The organism is Streptomyces sp. NPDC056128 (genome assembly GCF_042263835.1).
In the GTDB taxonomy this organism is placed as follows: domain Bacteria; phylum Actinomycetota; class Actinomycetes; order Streptomycetales; family Streptomycetaceae; genus Streptomyces.
The window spans coordinates 608474-625581 of the sequence record NZ_JBHJVQ010000001.1 but is presented as its reverse complement, the minus strand read 5'-3'; the positions used below and the strand labels follow the sequence as shown (position 1 = coordinate 625581).

At 74.2% G+C, this 17108-nt stretch carries 15 protein-coding genes and 1 pseudogene; 5 read left to right on the top strand and 11 right to left on the bottom strand.

Features of this window, described 5'->3' with window-relative positions; genetic code table 11:
- Positions 1-11: 11 nt before the first annotated feature.
- The gene (locus ACFC1X_RS02700) at positions 12-890 is read right to left on the bottom strand and encodes a shikimate dehydrogenase (protein WP_376348124.1); all 879 of its coding nucleotides are present in this window, start codon (positions 888-890) and stop codon (positions 12-14) included.
- Positions 891-1063: 173 nt separating this feature from the next.
- On the opposite strand from ACFC1X_RS02700, the gene ACFC1X_RS02695 reads away from it, so the two are divergent.
- The 3 genes from ACFC1X_RS02695 to ACFC1X_RS02685 all read left to right on the top strand — a co-directional run bounded on the left by ACFC1X_RS02695 (position 1064) and on the right by ACFC1X_RS02685 (position 4587).
- Entirely contained in the window at positions 1064-1729 is a 666-nt protein-coding gene (locus ACFC1X_RS02695) for a TetR/AcrR family transcriptional regulator (RefSeq protein WP_125494574.1), read from the top strand.
- Between the two features lie 179 nt (positions 1730-1908).
- Entirely contained in the window at positions 1909-3267 is a 1359-nt protein-coding gene (locus tag ACFC1X_RS02690) for an MFS transporter (RefSeq protein ID WP_376348122.1), read from the top strand.
- 90 nt (positions 3268-3357) lie between these two features.
- Complete coding sequence (locus ACFC1X_RS02685; protein WP_376348528.1) at positions 3358-4587, top strand: serine hydrolase domain-containing protein; 1230 nt, start codon at positions 3358-3360, stop codon at positions 4585-4587.
- Between the two features lie 14 nt (positions 4588-4601).
- Here ACFC1X_RS02685 and ribA read toward each other — a convergent pair whose 3' ends face one another.
- Complete coding sequence (gene ribA / locus ACFC1X_RS02680; RefSeq protein WP_376348120.1) at positions 4602-5264, bottom strand: GTP cyclohydrolase II; 663 nt, start codon at positions 5262-5264, stop codon at positions 4602-4604.
- An 89-nt stretch (positions 5265-5353) separates the two neighbouring features.
- On the opposite strand from ribA, the gene ACFC1X_RS02675 reads away from it, so the two are divergent.
- Positions 5354-6112: a creatininase family protein gene (locus ACFC1X_RS02675; RefSeq protein WP_376348118.1), complete on the top strand. Its 759-nt coding sequence runs from the start codon at positions 5354-5356 to the stop codon at positions 6110-6112.
- A gap of 104 nt (positions 6113-6216) precedes the next feature.
- Here the strand turns inward: ACFC1X_RS02675 and ACFC1X_RS02670 are convergent.
- From ACFC1X_RS02670 to ACFC1X_RS02650, 5 genes and pseudogenes are all read right to left on the bottom strand, one after another.
- A pseudogene (locus tag ACFC1X_RS02670) lies at positions 6217-6960 on the bottom strand (YbhN family protein); the annotation flags it as partial.
- A gap of 158 nt (positions 6961-7118) precedes the next feature.
- Positions 7119-8105, bottom strand: a complete 987-nt coding sequence (locus tag ACFC1X_RS02665; RefSeq protein WP_376348116.1) for a class I SAM-dependent methyltransferase — start codon at positions 8103-8105, stop codon at positions 7119-7121.
- Positions 8102-9316, bottom strand: a complete 1215-nt coding sequence (locus tag ACFC1X_RS02660) for a glycosyltransferase family 4 protein (RefSeq protein WP_376348114.1) — start codon at positions 9314-9316, stop codon at positions 8102-8104. The genes ACFC1X_RS02665 and ACFC1X_RS02660 overlap by 4 nt, the downstream gene beginning before the upstream one ends.
- Complete coding sequence (locus tag ACFC1X_RS02655) at positions 9313-9711, bottom strand: 6-carboxytetrahydropterin synthase (protein ID WP_122619063.1); 399 nt, start codon at positions 9709-9711, stop codon at positions 9313-9315. The genes ACFC1X_RS02660 and ACFC1X_RS02655 overlap by 4 nt, the downstream gene beginning before the upstream one ends.
- A gap of 135 nt (positions 9712-9846) precedes the next feature.
- Positions 9847-10839 carry a dehydrogenase gene (locus ACFC1X_RS02650; RefSeq protein ID WP_376348112.1) on the bottom strand — a complete coding sequence of 331 codons (993 nt, stop codon included), beginning with the start codon at positions 10837-10839 and terminating at the stop codon, positions 9847-9849.
- Positions 10840-10947: 108 nt separating this feature from the next.
- Here ACFC1X_RS02650 and ACFC1X_RS02645 point away from each other — a divergent pair, with 108 nt between their 5' ends.
- Entirely contained in the window at positions 10948-11718 is a 771-nt protein-coding gene (locus tag ACFC1X_RS02645) for a CDP-alcohol phosphatidyltransferase family protein (protein WP_376348110.1), read from the top strand.
- A gap of 184 nt (positions 11719-11902) precedes the next feature.
- Here the strand turns inward: ACFC1X_RS02645 and ACFC1X_RS02640 are convergent, their stop codons facing one another.
- The 4 genes from ACFC1X_RS02640 to ACFC1X_RS02625 all read right to left on the bottom strand — a co-directional run bounded on the left by ACFC1X_RS02640 (position 11903) and on the right by ACFC1X_RS02625 (position 17105).
- Positions 11903-13153: an MFS transporter gene (locus ACFC1X_RS02640; protein WP_376348109.1), complete on the bottom strand. Its 1251-nt coding sequence runs from the start codon at positions 13151-13153 to the stop codon at positions 11903-11905.
- Positions 13150-14940, bottom strand: a complete 1791-nt coding sequence (locus ACFC1X_RS02635; RefSeq protein ID WP_376348107.1) for an ABC transporter permease subunit — start codon at positions 14938-14940, stop codon at positions 13150-13152. The genes ACFC1X_RS02640 and ACFC1X_RS02635 overlap by 4 nt, the downstream gene beginning before the upstream one ends.
- Before the next feature lie 3 nt (positions 14941-14943).
- Positions 14944-16458: an ABC transporter substrate-binding protein gene (locus tag ACFC1X_RS02630; RefSeq protein ID WP_376348106.1), complete on the bottom strand. Its 1515-nt coding sequence runs from the start codon at positions 16456-16458 to the stop codon at positions 14944-14946.
- Between the two features lie 89 nt (positions 16459-16547).
- On the bottom strand, positions 16548-17105 hold the full coding sequence (locus ACFC1X_RS02625; RefSeq protein ID WP_376348105.1) for a GNAT family N-acetyltransferase: 558 nt from the start codon (positions 17103-17105) through the stop codon (positions 16548-16550).
- Positions 17106-17108 lie beyond the last annotated feature (3 nt).

Sequence of the window (17108 nt, the reverse complement as noted above, 5' to 3'; positions counted from 1 at the left end):
GGTACCTCTTCCTACTTGGGGGCGGCCACGGCACCGGCCAGGCCGGTGATGTCGGCGAGCATCCGCACGGCGTCGGGTTCCCGCCCGGTGAACAGCCGGAACGCGTCCACGGCCTGGAAGACGGCCATGCCGCCGCCGTCGAGGGTGGCGCAGCCCAGCGAGCGGGCGGTGCGCAGCAGCTCGGTCTCCAGCGGGCGGTAGACGACCTCGGCGACCCACAGCCCGGGGTGCAGCAGCCCGGCGGGCAGCGGCAGCCCGGGGTGGGCGGCCATGCCGGTGGGGGTCGCGTGCACGATGCCGTCGGCGCCGGTCAGCAGCCCGGGCAGCGCGTCCGGGGTGGCGCAGGCGGCACGCCCGTCGCCGAAGTGCCCGTTCAGCTGGGCGGCGAGGGCGGCGGCCCGCTCGGGCAGCGCGTCGACGACGGTCACGCGTCCGGCGCCCAGGGTGAGCGTGGCGTGGGCGACGGCCGCGCCCGCCCCGCCGGCGCCGAGCTGCACGATCCGCTCCAGCGGCGCGTCGGACAGCCCGCGGGCGAAGGACGCGGCGAAGCCGGTGACGTCGGTGTTGTGGCCGGTCGCGCGGCCGGCGTCGTCGAAGACGACGGTGTTCACCGCGCCGAGCGCCTCGGCCTGCGGGGCGAGCGCGTCCAGGTGCTCGATGACGAGCTGCTTGCACGGGTGGGTGATGTTCAGCCCGTCGAAGCCCAGGTCCCGGGCCGCGCGCACCAGGTCGCCCACCGCCTCGGGCGGGACACCCAGGCGGTCGATGTCGATCAGCCGGTACAGGTAGCGCAGACCCTGCCGGCCGGCCTCCCGCTCGTGCAGTGCCGGACTGAGCGACGGGCCGATGCCGGAACCGATCAGTCCGACGAGAAACGAGTCCTTGGCCACCGGGGACGACCTCCTGAGCGGCTCGGGCTGCTGCCCGAGCGACCAATGTACGAACCAGTACGTTAGTCATAGCAGGAGGGCGGGGCGTGAGGGAAGGCGGAGGCTTCTACAATCACCGGCACGCCCTCAGCACGCAGTCCCGCCCAAAAGCCGCCCGCAGCCGAAGGAATCCGATGACCAGCGTCGACGAACCGGCACGAACCGGCACGCGCACCCGCGACGCCGCCCGCACCCGGGCCGAGATCCTCGACGTGGCGACGCGGGAGTTCGCCCGAGCCGGCTACGACGGGGCCCGGGTCGACGAGATCGCCGCCCGCACCCGCACCACCAAGCGGATGATCTACTACTACTTCGGCGGCAAGGAGCAGCTGTTCACGGCCGTGCTGGAGCGGGCGTACGGCGTGATCCGGGAGGCCGAGCAGCAGCTCGACGTCGACCACCTGGACCCGGTGGCGGCCATCCGGCGCCTCGCCGAGGTGACCTTCGACCACCATGAGCGGCACCCGGACTTCATCCGCCTGGTCAGCATCGAGAACATCCACGACGCCGAGCACATCGCGTCCTCGGAGATGCTGGCCAGCATCGGCTCCCCGGCGCTCGACGTGATCCGCCGGATCCTCGACGAGGGGCAGCGGTCCGGCCTCTTCACGGCCGACGTCGACGCCGTCGACCTGCACGCGATGATCAGCTCCTTCTGCTTCTTCCGGGTCGCCAACCGGCACACCTTCGGCGCCCTGTTCGGGCGCGATCTGGTCGCGCCGGACCAGCGCGAGCACTACCGGGCGATGCTGGGCGACATGGTGATCGCCTATCTGACGGCGGAGCGCGCGGCGGACTGAACGCCGGCACCTCGGGACGACCGGACCCCTTGACACGTGGGAAACCTGCGCGCAACATCCCTTCCCAACCGCGACTAACTACCCAGTGGGTTAATTAGCCGAGCGGCCGACGGCACCCTCTGCGCCGTCCTCCCCTCCGCTCACTCCGCCTACGGTGGAGTCCCCCGAAGGAGCAAGCCGTGTCCGTCCCCGCCCCCGCGTCCCAGGGCGCCGCCCCGCCCGGCCAGCCGAAGAAGGCCGCCACCGCCGCCTGGATCGGCAGCGCGCTCGAGTACTACGACTTCTTCATCTACGGCAGCGCCGCCGCGCTGATCTTCCCCGAGGTCTTCTTCGACGAGTCCGACCCGGCCACCGCGACCCTGCTGTCGCTGGCCACGTTCGGCGTCGCCTACGCCGCCCGCCCGGTCGGCGCGTTCTTCCTGGGCCACATCGGCGACCGCATGGGCCGCAAGAAGATCATGGCGTTCACGCTGATCCTGATGGGCGTCTCGACGTTCCTCATCGGCTGTCTGCCCACGCGCGACCAGGTCGGCACCCTCGCCCCGGTCCTGCTGGTGCTGTGCCGGATCCTGCAGGGCATATCGGCGGCGGGCGAGCAGGCCAGCGCCAACTCGATGACCCTGGAACACGCGCCGGGCCACAAACGCGGCTTCTTCACCAGCTTCACCCTCAGCGGCACCCAGGGCGGGCAGCTGCTCGCCACCCTGGTCTTCCTGCCCGTCGCCGCGCTCCCCGAGGAGCACCTGCTGGCCTGGGGCTGGCGGGTGCCGTTCTGGCTGAGCGTGGTGGTCGCGGTCGTCGGCTACGTCATCCGCCGCAAGCTCGACGAGACCCCGGCCTTCGAGCAGCAGGCGGCCACGGAGGGCGTCGTGAAGATGCCGCTCGCGGTGCTGGCCCGGGACCACTGGGCGGACGTCCTGCGGGTGGTCGCGGGCGCGCTCATCGCCTCGGTCAGCACCATCTTCACGGTCTGGGCGCTGGCGTACGCCACGAGCGACTCGGTCGGCATGTCCCGTACCGCGATGCTGTGGGTGGGCGCCCTCGCCAACGTCGTGGCGCTCGCCGCGATCCCGCTGTGGGCGACGCTGTCCGACCGGATCGGACGGCGTCCGGTGTACCTGATCGGCGCGGTCGGCAGCGCGGTGACGATGTTCCTGTACCTGTGGGCGATCTCCACCGGTTCCTACGCGCTGACGTTCCTGCTGGGCATCATCGCCTTCGGCGTGGTCTACAGCGCCGCGAACGGCGTGTGGCCGGCCTTCTACGGCGAGATGTTCTCCACCCGGGTCCGCCTGTCGGGCGTGGCGATCGGCACCCAGATCGGCTTCGCGGTGGCCGGGTTCGCGGTGACCTTCGCGGCGCAGATCGCCGGTCCGGACGGGGACGACTGGTTCGCGGTGGCGCTGTTCACGGCCGCGCTGTGCGTCCCGCCGGTGATCGCCGCGCTCACCGCCCGCGAGACCCACAAGGTGCCGACGGAGCGGCTCGGCGAGCGGGCGGACCGCGAGGCGGCCGAACCGGAGACGGTCACGGCCTGACGGCCGTCCCGGTGGATCATGAGTTCCGAAAGGGGGTGGGCGGGGTATGCCGGACGGGTCTTCGAAGAACGACCGAGGAGAACGATGGCGATGCCACCCCTGCGGCAGGAGACCGACGCGGGCGCGGCCGGGCTGGACGCCGAGGCGCTGGACCGGCTCGACCTGCACTTCGCCCGGCAGGTGGACGAGGGACGGCTGCCCGGGTTCCTGGTGGCCGTCGCCCGCGGCGGACGCGTGGCGCATCTGACGGTGCACGGCCGGCGGGACCTCGCGGCCGGTCTGCCGGTGACCGCCGACACCCTGTGGCGGATCTACTCCATGACCAAGCCGGTCACGTCCGTCGCCGTGCTGACGCTGGTGGAGGAGGGCCGGCTGTCCCTGGACGACCCGGTGGCCCGGTACCTGCCGGCCTTCGCCGAGCCGCGGGTGTACGTCCGGGGATCCGGTGACGACACCGTCACCCGGCCCGCCGAGGGTCCGGTCCTCGTCCGGCACCTGATGACCCACACCGCCGGCCTGACCTTCGGCTTCTACCACACCCACCCCGTGGACGAGCTGTACCGGGCGGCCGGTCTGGAGTCGTCCTTGCGGCCGGGCGCCGACCTCGCCGAGACGGTCGACCTCTACGCGAGCCTGCCGCTCCAGTTCGAGCCGGGCACCGAGTGGAACTACTCGGTGGCCAGCAACGTCCTGGGGCGGCTGGTCGAGGTGGTGTCCGGACAGCCGCTCGACGAGTTCTTCGCCGCCCGGATCTTCGGCCCGCTCGGCATGACGGACACCGGCTTCCACGTCACCGACGAGCAGGCGAAGCGGCTGGCCGAGCTGTACGGCGAGACGGACGACGGCGGCATCGAGCCGGTGCCCGGCCTGCCGCTGCGGGGCCGGCCGCGGTTCCTGTCGGGCAGCGGCGGCCTGGTCTCCTCCGCGTACGACGTGCACCGCTTCGCCGAGATGCTGCGGCGCCGCGGCGCACTCGACGGCGTCCGGGTGCTCGCCCCCGGGGCGGTGGACCTGATGACCCGCAACCACCTCCCCGGCGGCGCCGACCTGCGCGCCCTCGGCAGCAGTCCCGCGCACGACCGGCCCGGCAACGACGGCGTCGGCTTCGGCCTCGGCGTCTCCGTGGTGACCGACCCGAGCCGCACGCAGTCGCCCTCCGGGCTGGGCACGTACGGCTGGAGCGGGGTGGCCACGACCACCTTCTGGGTCGACCCGGGCCGTGACCTGACGGTGCAGTTCATGACCCAGGTGCGGCCCCGCTCCTCGCACACCGTGTATCCCGACCTGAAGCGGCTCGTGCACGAGGCCGTCACGGACTGAACCGGCCGCCGGACTCAGGACGTCAGGTGGGCCAGCGCGTCCAGGTGGGGCAGGTGGTGGTCGAGGCGCTCCCGCTTGGTCCGCAGATAGGTGATGTTGCTCTCGCACGGCGGGATCAGCAGCGGCACCTGCTCGGCGACCTGGATGCCGTGCCGCACCAACGCCTCGCGCTTGCGCGGGTTGTTGGACATCAGGCGCACCGACCGCACCCCGAGGTCGCCCAGGATGCGGGCGGCGACGCCGTAGTCCCGGGCGTCCACCGGCAGGCCGAGGGCGAGGTTCGCCTCCACCGTGTCCAGGCCCTCCGCCTGCAACGCCATCGCGCGGAGCTTGGCGAGCAGCCCGATGCCGCGTCCCTCGTGGCCGCGCAGGTAGACGACGACACCGCTGCCCGCGGCGGCCACCGACCGCAGCGCGGAGGCCAGTTGGTCACCGCACTCGCAGTGCTGGGAGCCGAACGCGTCGCCCGTCAGGCACTCCGAGTGCAGCCGGGTGAGCACACCCTCGGCGCCCAGGTCGCCGTACACGAGCGCCACTTGCTCGTCGCCGCGCTCGTGGTCGAAATAGCCGAATGCCCGGAATTCCCCGTACACGGTGGGCAGCGGCGTCACCACGACGCGTTCCACGTCCGTGCGCTGCGATGCCTTCTTGCCGAGTACACCAATTTTTTCTGTCATGATTCTCGCGTTCCTCAACAGATCTCTCAGCGGATCTCTCAGCAGATCTCTCAACAGGTTGCCCAACAGCGACGAAAGGCCGTGCGGGGATGGATGCTTCACTTGTGCCGGCGGACACCTCGGAGGACGTGCGCAGGCGGGGGGCCGAACTCCCGTGGCAGGTCGCGGTGTTGCCGGTGGGCAGCTTCGAGCAGCACGGCCCGTACCTGCCGCTGGCGACCGACACCCTCGTCGCCTGCGCCGTCGCCCGGGAGATCGCCGCCGCGTACCCGGTGCACCTGCTCCCGCCGGTGACCATCGGCTGCTCGCACGAGCACGCGGACTGGCCGGGAACCGTCAGCATCTCCTCGGTGACCCTCCACGCGGTGGTCGGGGACATAGCCTCCTCGCTGCGCCGCTCCGGTGTCGAGGCCCTGGTCGTGGTCAACGGGCACGGCGGGAACTACGTACTGGGCAACGTCGTCCAGGAGTCCTCCGCGCGCGGCGAGCGGATGGCGCTGTTCCCGGCCGCGGAGGACTGGGAGGCGGCGCGGCAGCGGGCGGGGGTGGCCACCTCGCTGCTCTCCGACATGCACGCGGGGGAAATCGAGACCTCCATTCTTCTGCACGCGCACCCCGAATCGGTCCGGCCCGGTTACGAGACCGCCGACTTCGTCGCTGACGACCGGCGTCATCTGCTCTCCCTCGGCATGTCCGCCTATACCGATTCCGGTGTCATCGGGCGCCCTTCGCTGGGTTCGGCGGAAAAGGGGAAGGAACTGCTGGCGAGCCTCGCGGATTCCTTCGGGACGTATTTCTCTTTCCTGACCGCCGATCCGACCGCCGAGAAGAGGCCGGGGCGGCCGTAGGAGCCGTCGGGGCCCGCGAACCGGCGGACGACGAGGACGACGACACCGGGCAGGCTCGCCACGAAGCTGAGCACCCCGTACACCACGGCCACGCCAAGCCCGGTGCCCGCGCCGAGCCCGGCCGCGCCGAACGCCCAGGCGGTGACGCCCTCGCGGGGGCCCCAGCCGCCGACGTTCAGCGGCAGGCCCATGGCGAGCAGCGCCAGCACGGCCAGCGGGGTGAGTTCGGCGACGGTGGCACCGCTGCCGGCCACCCGGGCGGCGAGCCCGAACATCACCAGGTGCCCGGCGAGTACGACGACGGACGACACCGCGACGCCCGGCAGGTTCCGCCGGGACAGCAGCCCCTGGCGTGCCTCGCCGAGCGTCGCCCGCAGGGCCCGCCCGCCGCGCGCCGGCGCCCGGTTCATGCGCAGGGCGATGATCACGGCCAGCGCGCCGAGCACGGCCAGCGTGACGAGCGGGGCGGCGCGCCGGGCCTCGCCCAGCACCGGGGACGGCAGCGTGAGCAGCACGACGACGCCGACACCGAGCAACGCGAGCTGTCCGGCGACCCGTTCGAGGACGACGGCCCGCACACCGCGCCCCAGGTCCCCGGCGCTCCGCCCGTGGTGCACCGCGCGGTGCACGTCGCCCAGGACGCCGCCGGGGAGGGCGGCGTTGAGGAACAGGGCGCGGTAGTAGTCCGCGACGGCCGGGCCGAGGGGCAGCCGGATGCGCAGTCCCCGGGCCACCAGGGCCCAGCGCCAGGCGCTGAACACCGTGGTGACCAGCCCGATACCGAGCGCCGCGAGCACGGTCGGCGCGTCGATCCGGCGCAGCCCGTCCAGGAAGACGCCGGTTCCCATCCGCCACAGGAGTACGGCGAGGATGGCGGTGCCCGCCAGGGTCCCGAGGTGGGCGCGCAGGGCGCGCAGGGCGCGGCGGGCCGGGGTCGGCGTGTCGCCGGTGGCGGCGTCCGCCCGGGGCGGTGTGCGACGCAGATCCGCCGGTACGGTCGGAGCGCTCACGAGGCCCCGCCCGTCGGCCGGCACAGCGCCAGCAGGTCGGTGTGGTGGACCACCACGCGCAGGGTGCCGTCCGCGCAGGCGGCGAGGCGCTCGTCCAGGTACGCCTCGGCCCGTTCGCGCAGTTCGGGACGGTGTTCCACGGCCGCACCGACCCAGCCCCGCAGCCACTGCGCGGTGAGTCCGGCCTCGTCGGGGCCCAGCCGCCAGGGGCTGGGGTGCGCCCGCACCGTGGCGCCGTGCGCGGCGAAGGCGTCTCCCGCCGCGGTGACCGCGTCCGGGCCGAGCAGGCCGGTGCGCCGCTGGTGGTCGTTGAACGCCTCGGCGATCTCGGCGTCCAGGGGGTGCGCGGGGGTGAGGTCGACGCGTCCGGCGACGGACAGGGTCAGCAGGGCCGCACAGCCGGCCGCGGCACAGGCGGCGGCGAGGGTGCCGACCTCCTCGGTGGTCAGGACGTCGAGGAGCGCGGACGCCGTCACCAGGTCGGCGCCGGACAGCGCGTCCGGGGTGAGGCGGGCGAGGTCCCCGCGCAGCGTCTCGACGGTGACGTGGCTGCCGTCGGCGGCCGAGCGCGGGGCGCCGACGGCGGCGAAGTGCAGGAGGTAGGGGTCGCGGTCGTGCAGCACCCAGTGCTGGGCGCCGTCGAGCCGCGGGGCGAGCCAGCGTCCCATCGAGCCGGTGCCGCAGCCCAGGTCGTGCACGACCAGTCCGCCCGTCCGTCCCGGCGGTCCCGCGAGGTGGGTCCGCAGCGGGTCGAGCAGGTCACCCGCCCGCGCGTCGGCGTCGGCGGGCTCGCGCAGGCGCAGCCATTCGGGGGCGTAGCGCGGCGGGTCGTCGGGGTGCGGGGCGTCGGGCGCGGGGGCCTCGCGCAGGCGCAGGGTGGCGCGTTCGGCCGAGGCGGGGGCGGACGCGGAGGCGGTGGGCCGGGCCGTGGACCCGCCGGTCGGGCCCGCGCCGGGGATCACGCCGGTCGTGGAGTCGCTCATGCCGTCCCCCCGGGTTCGCCGGGCAGCCGGTGCAGGACGCCGGCCAGGCTCTGGGCCGTACTCGCCCAGCCGTTCAGCGCGGCGCGGCGGCCCCGGGCGGCGCTCTTCAGCCGGCGTCGTACGTCCGCCTCGCCGAACCAGCCGCGCAGCTCGGCGGCGAGCGCGGCCGGGTCCTCCGGTGGGACGAGGATGCCGGGCACCCCTCCGTCGGGTGCGCGTCCGACCGCCTCCGGGAGGCCGCCGACGTCCGTGGCGAGCACGGGGATACCGCGCGCGAGGGCCTCGGTCACCGCCATGCCGTACGTCTCGGCGTACGAGGTGAGGACCATCAGGTCGGCGGTGGCGTAGGTGGCGTCCAGTTCGGCGCCCGCCCTGGGTCCGGCGAGCACCAGCCGCTCCTCCAGGCCGTGCCGCGCGACGAGGGCCCGCAACTGTTCGACGTACTCCGGGTCGTGGCCGAGCCCGCCGACGCACACGCAGCTCCACGGCAGGTCGGACACCGCCGCCAGCGCCTCCACCAGCCGGTGCTGGCCCTTGCGCGGGGTGACGGCGGCGACGCACACCAGCCGGGAGACGCCGTCGGTGCCGGGCGCGAGGGGCGCGATGTCGGCGCCGGGCGCGGCGACGTGGACGCGGCCCGGGTCCAGGCCGTGGTGGGAGACGAGCCGGCGCACCGCCCAGTCGCTGGTGGCGACGACGGCCGGCACGGCCCGCAGCACCGCGCGCTCACGGGCGTCCAGTTCGGCGGCGACGGCGGGGTCGAGGCCGGTCTCGTCGCCGAGCGGGAGGTGGACGAGGACGGCCATGCGCAGCCGCTCGGCCTCCGGGACGACGATCTCCGGCACCCCGCAGGCGACCAGGCCGTCGAGCAGGACGACCGCGCCGTCCGGCAACCGGCGCAGGACGCGGGCGAGTTCCGCGCGGGCGGTGTCGTCCGGCCGGGGCCAGTCACCGTCGACGGGCAGCCCCCGTACCCGCCAGCCGAAGCCGGGCAGGTCGAGCCGCACCCGCCGGTCGTAGGCGTTGCCGCCGCTCGGCGCGGCCGGATCGTCGATCCCGCCCGGTACGACGAAGTGCACGGAGCGCAGGGACATGGGGATGATCCCGTCGTTCCTCGCGGACGCGGCCCGCGTGGCGATGTGGGCGGGGATCTGGGTGGGGACGTAGGTGAGCCGGGTGCGTCCCGCCGCCTCGACGGACGTGTCGGTCACAGCGCACGCTCGTAACTCGCCCAGGCGACGTGCGACTCGTGCAGGGTCACGGTGAGGCCGGCCAGGCCCTTGGCCCCCTCGCCGAGGGCTCCCTTGTGGACGCGTTCGGCGAGCCGGTCGGCGACGACCTTGGCCAGGAACTCGGTGGAGGTGTTGACGCCGGCGAAGTCGGGTTCGTTGTCGAGGTTGCGGTAGTTCAGCTCGCTGACGACGGCGCCCAGTTCGCGGGTGGCCAGTCCGATGTCGACGACGATGTTGTCCTCGTCCAGCTGCTCGCGCCGGAAGGTGGCGTCCACCAGGAACGTCGCTCCGTGCAGGCGCTGTGCGGGCCCGAAGACGTCGCCGCGGAAGCTGTGGGCGATCATGATGTGATCGCGGACGGTGATGCTGAACAACGGACGACCCTCCAGGTGTGGCACGTCTGATCCCCCGCCGATCGCTGCGCGGGGTGCCGTCTATTACGGCTGGAGGTCTTCCCTTGTTCAGCGGCCCGTACGTCTTTTCTCAAGGTCAGGCGAGGTCGGGCGAGGTCAGGCGCCGACGCCCTCCCGGTCGTACCGGACGCGGTGGCACAGCGCGGGGATCTCGCCGGAGGCCAGCCGGGGCAGCACGTCCGGGAGTTCGGCGAACGCGGACTCGCCGGTGACGAGGGCGTCCAGCGCCGGGTCGGCGAGCAGGTCGAGGGCGAGGGCGAGCCGGTCGGCGTAGGTGCGGGTGGCGCCGCGGGCCGGGGAGACGGTGCCGACCTGGCTGCTGCGCAGGGTCAGGCGCCGGGAGTGGAAGGCCTCGCCGAGCGGGAGGGCGACGGGCCGGTCGCCGTACCAGCTCAGTTCGAGGACGGTGCCCTCGGGCCGCAGCAGCTCCAGTGACCGGGCGAGCCCGGCCTCGGTGGCGCTGGCGTGTACGACCAGGTCGCGGTCGCCGAGCGCGTCGGCCGGGGACGCGAAGCCCACGCCGAGTGCCGCGGCGACCTTCGCGCGGGCCGGATCGGCGTCCACCAGCTCGACCCGGACGCCGGGGAAGCGGGCCAGCAGGGCGGCCACCGAGCAGCCGACCATGCCGCCGCCGACCACCGCGACGCGGTCGCCGACCAGGGGCGCGGCGTCCCACAGGGCGTTGACGGCGGTCTCCACCGTGCCGGCGAGCACGGCCCGCGCGGCGGGGACCGACGGCGGCACCGGGGTGACGGCGGCGACTGGGACGACGTAGCGCGTCTGGTGCGGGTAGAGGCAGAAGACGGTACGCCCGACGAGCGCGTCCGGTCCCTCCTCGACCACGCCGACGTTGAGGTAGCCGTACTTCACCGGTCCGGGGAAGTCGCCCTCCTGGAACGGCGCGCGCATCACTCCGTACTGGTTCTCGGGCACCCGCCCGGCGAAGACGAGGGTCTCGGTGCCCCGGCTCACACCGCTGTGGAGGGTGCGCACCAGTACGTCGTCCGCACCGGGTTCCGGCAGCTCCACCTCGCGGATCGTGCCCCGTCCGGGCGAGTCGAGCCAGAACGCGTGTGCCCTGCGTGTCATCGGATGTCCTCCTGAACGATCGGGAAGCCGCCCACGTACCGAGGGATGCACAGCCGCGCACAAGGTAGCGGCGTTGATCGACTCTGTCACACGGCCGGAGGGTGTTCGGTGGCCCTGAACAACACGTACGACGCATATGACGCGAGGCCTGTTCAGCAGGAGACCGCGGTGGGGGCGGGCGCGCAGATCTTGCTGCTGGCGCTGCTCGGCACGGCGATCGGGATGGGCACGGCGGGCTGGCTGACCGGCCTCGCCTTCGCGTTCGCGACCTGGGCGGTGCTGGCACGGGCCCTGCACCGGTCCCGGCCGGCGTCGTTCGGCCCGGCCAACCGGGTCACCCTCGGCCGGGCCACGCTGGTCGGCGGGGTGACGGCGCTGGTCGCGGACTCCTTCCGCAGCGCGCCGCCCGTCTCCCTCCTCGTCGGCCTCACGGCCGTCGCCCTGATCCTGGACGGCGTGGACGGCAAGGTGGCCCGCCGCACCGGCACGTCCTCGCAGCTCGGCGCCCGCTTCGACATGGAGGTCGACGCGTTCCTCATCCTGGTCCTCAGTGTGTACGTCGCGATGGACCTGGGCCCGTGGGTGCTGCTGATCGGCGGCATGCGCTACGTGTTCGTCGCCGCGGCCCGGCTGTGGCCGTGGCTGACCGCCCCGCTGCCCCCGAGCACGGCCCGCAAGACGGTGGCCGCGCTCCAGGGCGTACTCCTCCTGGTGGCGGGCGCGGACCTGCTCCCGCGTCCGGTGAACGCGGGGGTGGTGGCCTTGGCCCTGGGCCTCCTGGTGTGGTCCTTCGGCCGTGACGTCCTGTGGCTGTGGCAGTCCTCACGGGTCCCGCGCACGCCCGTACGCCGCGCGGGACGGGAGCTCGCGGCACGGTGAGGTCCCGGCGACCGCTCCACCGCCCGAACGCCGGTCTCAGCCCCGCCGGCGCAGCGCCCCATCGCTCCCGTCGGCACGACGCGGACGCCCGTGCGGCGGGCGGTTGGGGATTTCGCGACGCGGTGAGGGGCGAGGGCCGAGCGGGTGTCGTACCCGTCCACGCAGCCCCCCCCGGCCCCGGGACTCAGCCCCGCCGGGGCAACAACACCACCGCGGCCAGCGGTACCGCGGCCAGCACCAGCCACGGCACCGCGGCCGGCAACCCCGTGTCCAGCCCCGTGTCCAACAGGAAGCCGGTCGCGGAGCTGCCCGCGAGGACGATGAGGCCGGACGCCGAGGACAGCGCCCCCGTGTACAGCCCGAGCCGCCCGTCCTCGGCGAGGTCCGGCACCCAGGCGCGGGCGACGGGCGCGACGAGCATCTGCCCGAGGGTGAGCAGGACGACGAACCCGGCGGCGGGCGCCAGACCGCCCACCCCCGTCCACCCGGCGGGCCGGGCGAGCGCGACGGCGGCGAACCCGGCCGCGATCAGCCCGAGCCCCGCCACCATCGACCGGCGCGGCGCCAGCCGCTCCCCCGCCCACCGGGTCACCGGCAACTGCGCGCCCACCACGAGCAGCGAGGAGAGCGCGAACAGCCAGGCCAGCGGCGCCTGCGAACCGGCGGCTCGCTCGACCTCGGCGGGCAGCGCGAGGTAGAGCTGGTTGTAGGCGAGCAGATAGGCGCCGTACGCGCAGCACAGCGCGAGGAAACGGCGGTTGCGCAGCAGCAGCCGCGCCCCGCCGCCGAACCGGACGCGCGCCCGCCCGGGAATGTGCTGCGGCAGCAGCCACGCGTGCCCGGCGAGGACGAGCACGAAGACACCGGCCCCGGCGAGACACGCCGTACGGAAGTCGACCGCCAGCAGCAGGGCACCCAGCAGCGGCCCGACGAACGCCCCCGCCTGCCCGGCGACGGTGAACAGCGCGAGCACCCGCGTCCGGTCCCCGTTCCCCTGCGCCTCCCACACCACGGCCTGGCGGGCGACCTCGGACTCGACGGCGGGCGAGAACAGCGCGGCGGCGAACCCGATGAGCAGCACCGCGCCGACCACGGCCCAGGTCCGCTCGGCGAACCCGAGCCACGCGAACCCGGCGATCCGCAGCACGCACCCGGCGAGCACCACGGGCCGGATGCCGTACCGGTCGGCGAGCGCCCCGCCGACCACGAACAGCCCCTGCTGGCTGAAGGTCCGCAGCCCGAGCACGAACCCGACCAGCCACCCCGCCATGCCGACGGACCGCCCCAGGTGCTCGGCGAGGAAGGGCAGGACGGCGAAGAACCCGATGTTGAAAGCGAGTTGGGTGAGGATGAGCAGCCGCAGCAACGGGGAGAGCGGGGCACCCCGGCCGGTGGCCCCCGCCTTCGCGGACCGGCCGGTGGAGGCGGAGGTCATCGGACGCCGGCCGGTTCCTTCTCGGGGGCGGTCCGTACGTCGACGGTCTCGGCGGTACGGGGAGTCCGCCGCCTGGGCCGGCGCAGCCCCCCGGCCGCGGTGACGGCCAGCGCGCCGAGCAGGGCGAGGACGGCGGCGGGGGCGAGGACGGCCCAGGGGGCGCGCTCGGCGTAGGGCTGGTTCTCGGCGAGGAGGAGTCCCCACTCGGGCGACGGCGGCTGGGCGCCGAGCCCGAGGAAGCCGAGCGAGGCGAGCGCGAGGGCGACGCCGGGCAGCCGCAGCAGGGCGTGCCGTAGGACCGGCGGCAGCACGGCGGGCAGCAACTCGCGCCGCAGCAGGTACGCCCGCCCCGCGCCCAGCCCCTTGGTGGCGGTGAGGTGCAGTGTGGCCCGTTCCTGCTGGAGCAGCGCGGCGGTGTGGGTGGCGAGCGGCGCCCAGGCGACGGCGCCGACGGCGAGCGCGGGCGTGGCCGCGCCGCTGCCCGCGACGGCGGTGACGAGGAGGGCGACGAGTACGGGCGGTACGGCGTTGACGGTGTCGACGAGCGGCGCGGACACGCGGGGTACGAGCCCGAGGAGGACGCCCGCGAGCAGCGCGGCGGCGGTGATGGCGGAGGCGAGGAGCAGGGTGTCCAGCGCCCCGTGGCCGACGCGGGCGAGCAGGTCGCGGCCGAGGGCGTCGGTGCCGAAGGGATGGTCGAGGGAGGGGGCCCGCAGCTTCTGCCCGGTGTCGAGGGCCAGCGGGTCCCGGGCCAGCCCGAGCCCGACGACGGCGGCCAGGACGGCGGTGTAGAGGAGGGGCGGCAGTGCCCGGCCCGGCCGGGCGGGCCGGTGCAGGGAGGACAGGGCGCCGTCGCGCAGGGCGGGCCCGGTGAGCAGGCGGGCCGCGAGCCGCGTGGCACCGGTGGCGAGTGCGGCGAGGAGCACGAGGGCGAGGGTGCCGGCCTGGAGGACGGGAAGGTCCTGGGCGAGGGCGGCCTGCAGCGTGGTGCGCCCCAGTCCGGGGATGTCGAAGACCTGCTCGACGGCGACGGCACCGCCGGTCAGTCCGACGACGAACAGCCCGAGGTTGGGCAGCAGCGCGGGCACGCAGCGCCGTACGGCCTGGCGGGCGATCGACCGTCCGGTCAGCCCGCGGGCTGCCGCGGCCAGCGCCCACGGTTCGCCGAACGCGCCGGGCAGCAGGTCGTCGAGGAGCCGCCCGAGCACGGCCCCGGCGGGCAGTCCGAGGGCGAGCGCGGGCAGTACGGTCCACTGGAACCCGTACCACCCCAGCGCGGGCAGCCACCCCAGCTGCACCCCGACGACGGTGGCGAGCACGGACGCGACGAGGAACTCGGGCAGCGAGGCGAGGACCGCGGACCCGGTCCCGCCGACGCGCCGCTCGTCGAGCCGCCGCCGGGCGCCCCGCCGGAGCGTACGGGCGCAGACGAGCCCGGCGGTGACGGCGGCGACGAGCAGGGCGACGGCCATGAGCAGGAGCGAGGCACCGAGCGCGTGGAGCACACCGGGCAGCACGTCCCCGCCGGAGATCCACGACTCCCCGGCGTCACCGCGCACCAACCCCCCGAGCCACTCGCCGAGTACGTGCGGCGGCCCGCCGTCGAGCCCGAGCTGGTGCCGGATGTCGGCGAGCACCTCGGGCGTCGGCTCCCGCTCGGCGGACCGCGCCTTGAGGACGGTGTACGCCGGGTCGGTGTGCGTGAGCCAGGGCAGCAGCCCGATCCCGCAGACGAGCCCGCCCGCGAGCACGACCCGCCACACCAGGGTGGCCACCCGCTGCCGCACGGTTCAGCGCCGGGTGCCGGTGCCGACGAGGGTGCGCTCGTACGGGTCGAGGACGACGCCCTGTACGGAGTCGGCGACGCCGGTGATGATCCGCTGGTGGACGAGCGGGACGACGGCGTCGCTGCCGAGGATGCGCGCCTCGGCGGCCATGGCGGCGTCCTGCCGCTTCGCGGTGTCGGCGATCTTCTCGGCGTCGGCGACGGCGCGGTCGACGCCCTTGTCGCAAAGCTGGGCGATGTTGTACCCGCCGTCGCAGGTGTAGTCGCTCGCCAGGACGGCGACGGGGTCGCCGGTGTCGAGCAGGGTGTTGCGGGCGAGCACGAAGGCGTCGAACTTCCCGTCGAGGGCGTCGCCTTCGAGCCGCGAGTACTCCCGCACGGTGAGCTCGACCTTGAACCCGGCCTTCTCCAGCTGCTGCTTGACGACCTGGGCGACCTCGGGCAGCTCGGGCCGGTTGTCGTAGGTGGCGAGGTGGATGGTCTCGCCGGCCGGCTTCTTGGCGTCCGCCCTTCCGACAGGCTCGGTGCGCTTGCCCTCGGCCCAGGTCACGGCGGGCCCGTAGACGCCGGCACCGGGGTCGCCGTACCCCTCGTAGACGTCCTTGGCGAACACAGAGGTGTCGAGCCCGGCCCTGGCGGCGGCCCGCAGCCCGGCGTCCTTGAAGGGGCCGGACTCGGGGTTGAACAGCAGGCTGGTGGTCCGCGTGGTGGCGGTGTCGCGCCGGGTCTCCTTGTCGAGACTCGCCGCCTGCGCGACCGGAACAGCCTCGGCGATGTCCAGCTCCCCCGTCCGCAGGGCGTTGGCGCGGGCGGTGCCGTCGGCGATGAAGCGGGCGTCGATGCCGGAGGCCTGGGCGCGCCCGCCCCAGTAGTCGTCGAACCGGTCGAGGGAGGCGGAGGTGGCGCCGTTCACCTTGGTCAGTTCGAAGGGCCCGGTGGCGTGTCCGACGGGGTCGACGCGGCCGCTGTTCTCGTACGCCTTGGCGGAGAGGATGGCGAGGCTGGGGCTGGAGAGCCGCAGCGGCAGGACGGGATCGGGCTCGTCGGTGGTGATCCGCACGACCCGCTCACCGCTCCCCTTGGCGGTGAGGGTGACACCGGCGAGGGCGGCCGGGGCGGGCTCGGCGTCGGTGGCCTTGGCGAGAGAGTCGGCGACGGCGGCGGGCGTGACCTCGGTCCCGTCCTGGAAGGTGGCATCCCGAAGGCTGAACTCCCATGCCTTGTCCCCGTCCCTGCGCCAGGACTCGGCGAGCGCGGGGGCGGCGGAGCCGTTGGCGTCCAGCGCGGTGAGCCCCTCGGTCACGCCGAGCCGACTGAGGAGGGTGGCGTCGGCGCCGTACGGCGAGAGATTCTCGGCGGGCGGAAAAGCAAGCGCGACACGAAGCCGGGACCCGTCCCCGCCCTTGCCCCCACCACCGGCCCCGGAGTCACCGGCGCCGCCTCCGGAGGCGAAGCAGCTCGATATGAGCGGGATGAGCAGGAGCGGGGCGAGCAGCCGGGGGCGGCGGTGGGAGGGCATGGTCCTCGGATCGATCTGGGAGAGAAAGGGGGGCGGGCAGGCGGCGGACCGCACGCGGACTGGAGCCTACATGGAAATGATTTTCACGCCTACCTCGCCCCGGCGGAACCCAGGGGGACATCGAAGTGCACGATCCCCTGCCCACCGCCGTGATCCTCCCGCTCATCGTGCACGACCTTGGCAATCGACCGCCAGAAGGGCTCGGCGCCGGTGACAGCGGGGTCGGTGTGCAGGTAGACGGCGCGGTAACCCCCGTCGGCGACGGCGAACCCCATCAGCTCATCCACCATCCGCCTGGCCAGCCCACGCCGCCGATGCTCGGGCCGGACGTACACCCGCCGCAGCTGCGCGGTCACACCGGAGGGGTAGCGCTCGGCGACGTGGGCGGGGTTCGGGGGGTGCGCGGGGCCACGGGAGTCGAGGCCACCGGTGGCGACGACCTCACCCTCCGCATCGACTGCGACGAGGAGCGTGTGCCGCGCGGGGTCCACGTAAGCCCCGGCGAGGTCGATGATGTCGCCGTGCCAGCGGGGGACGTAGCCCGTCCCGAAGTCGCGGTAGACGGTGTCGAGCATGACGGCTCGGGCGCCGTTTAGGTCGGCGGGGGTGGCTGGCCTGATGCTGTAGTTACTGCTGCGCACTTGCATATC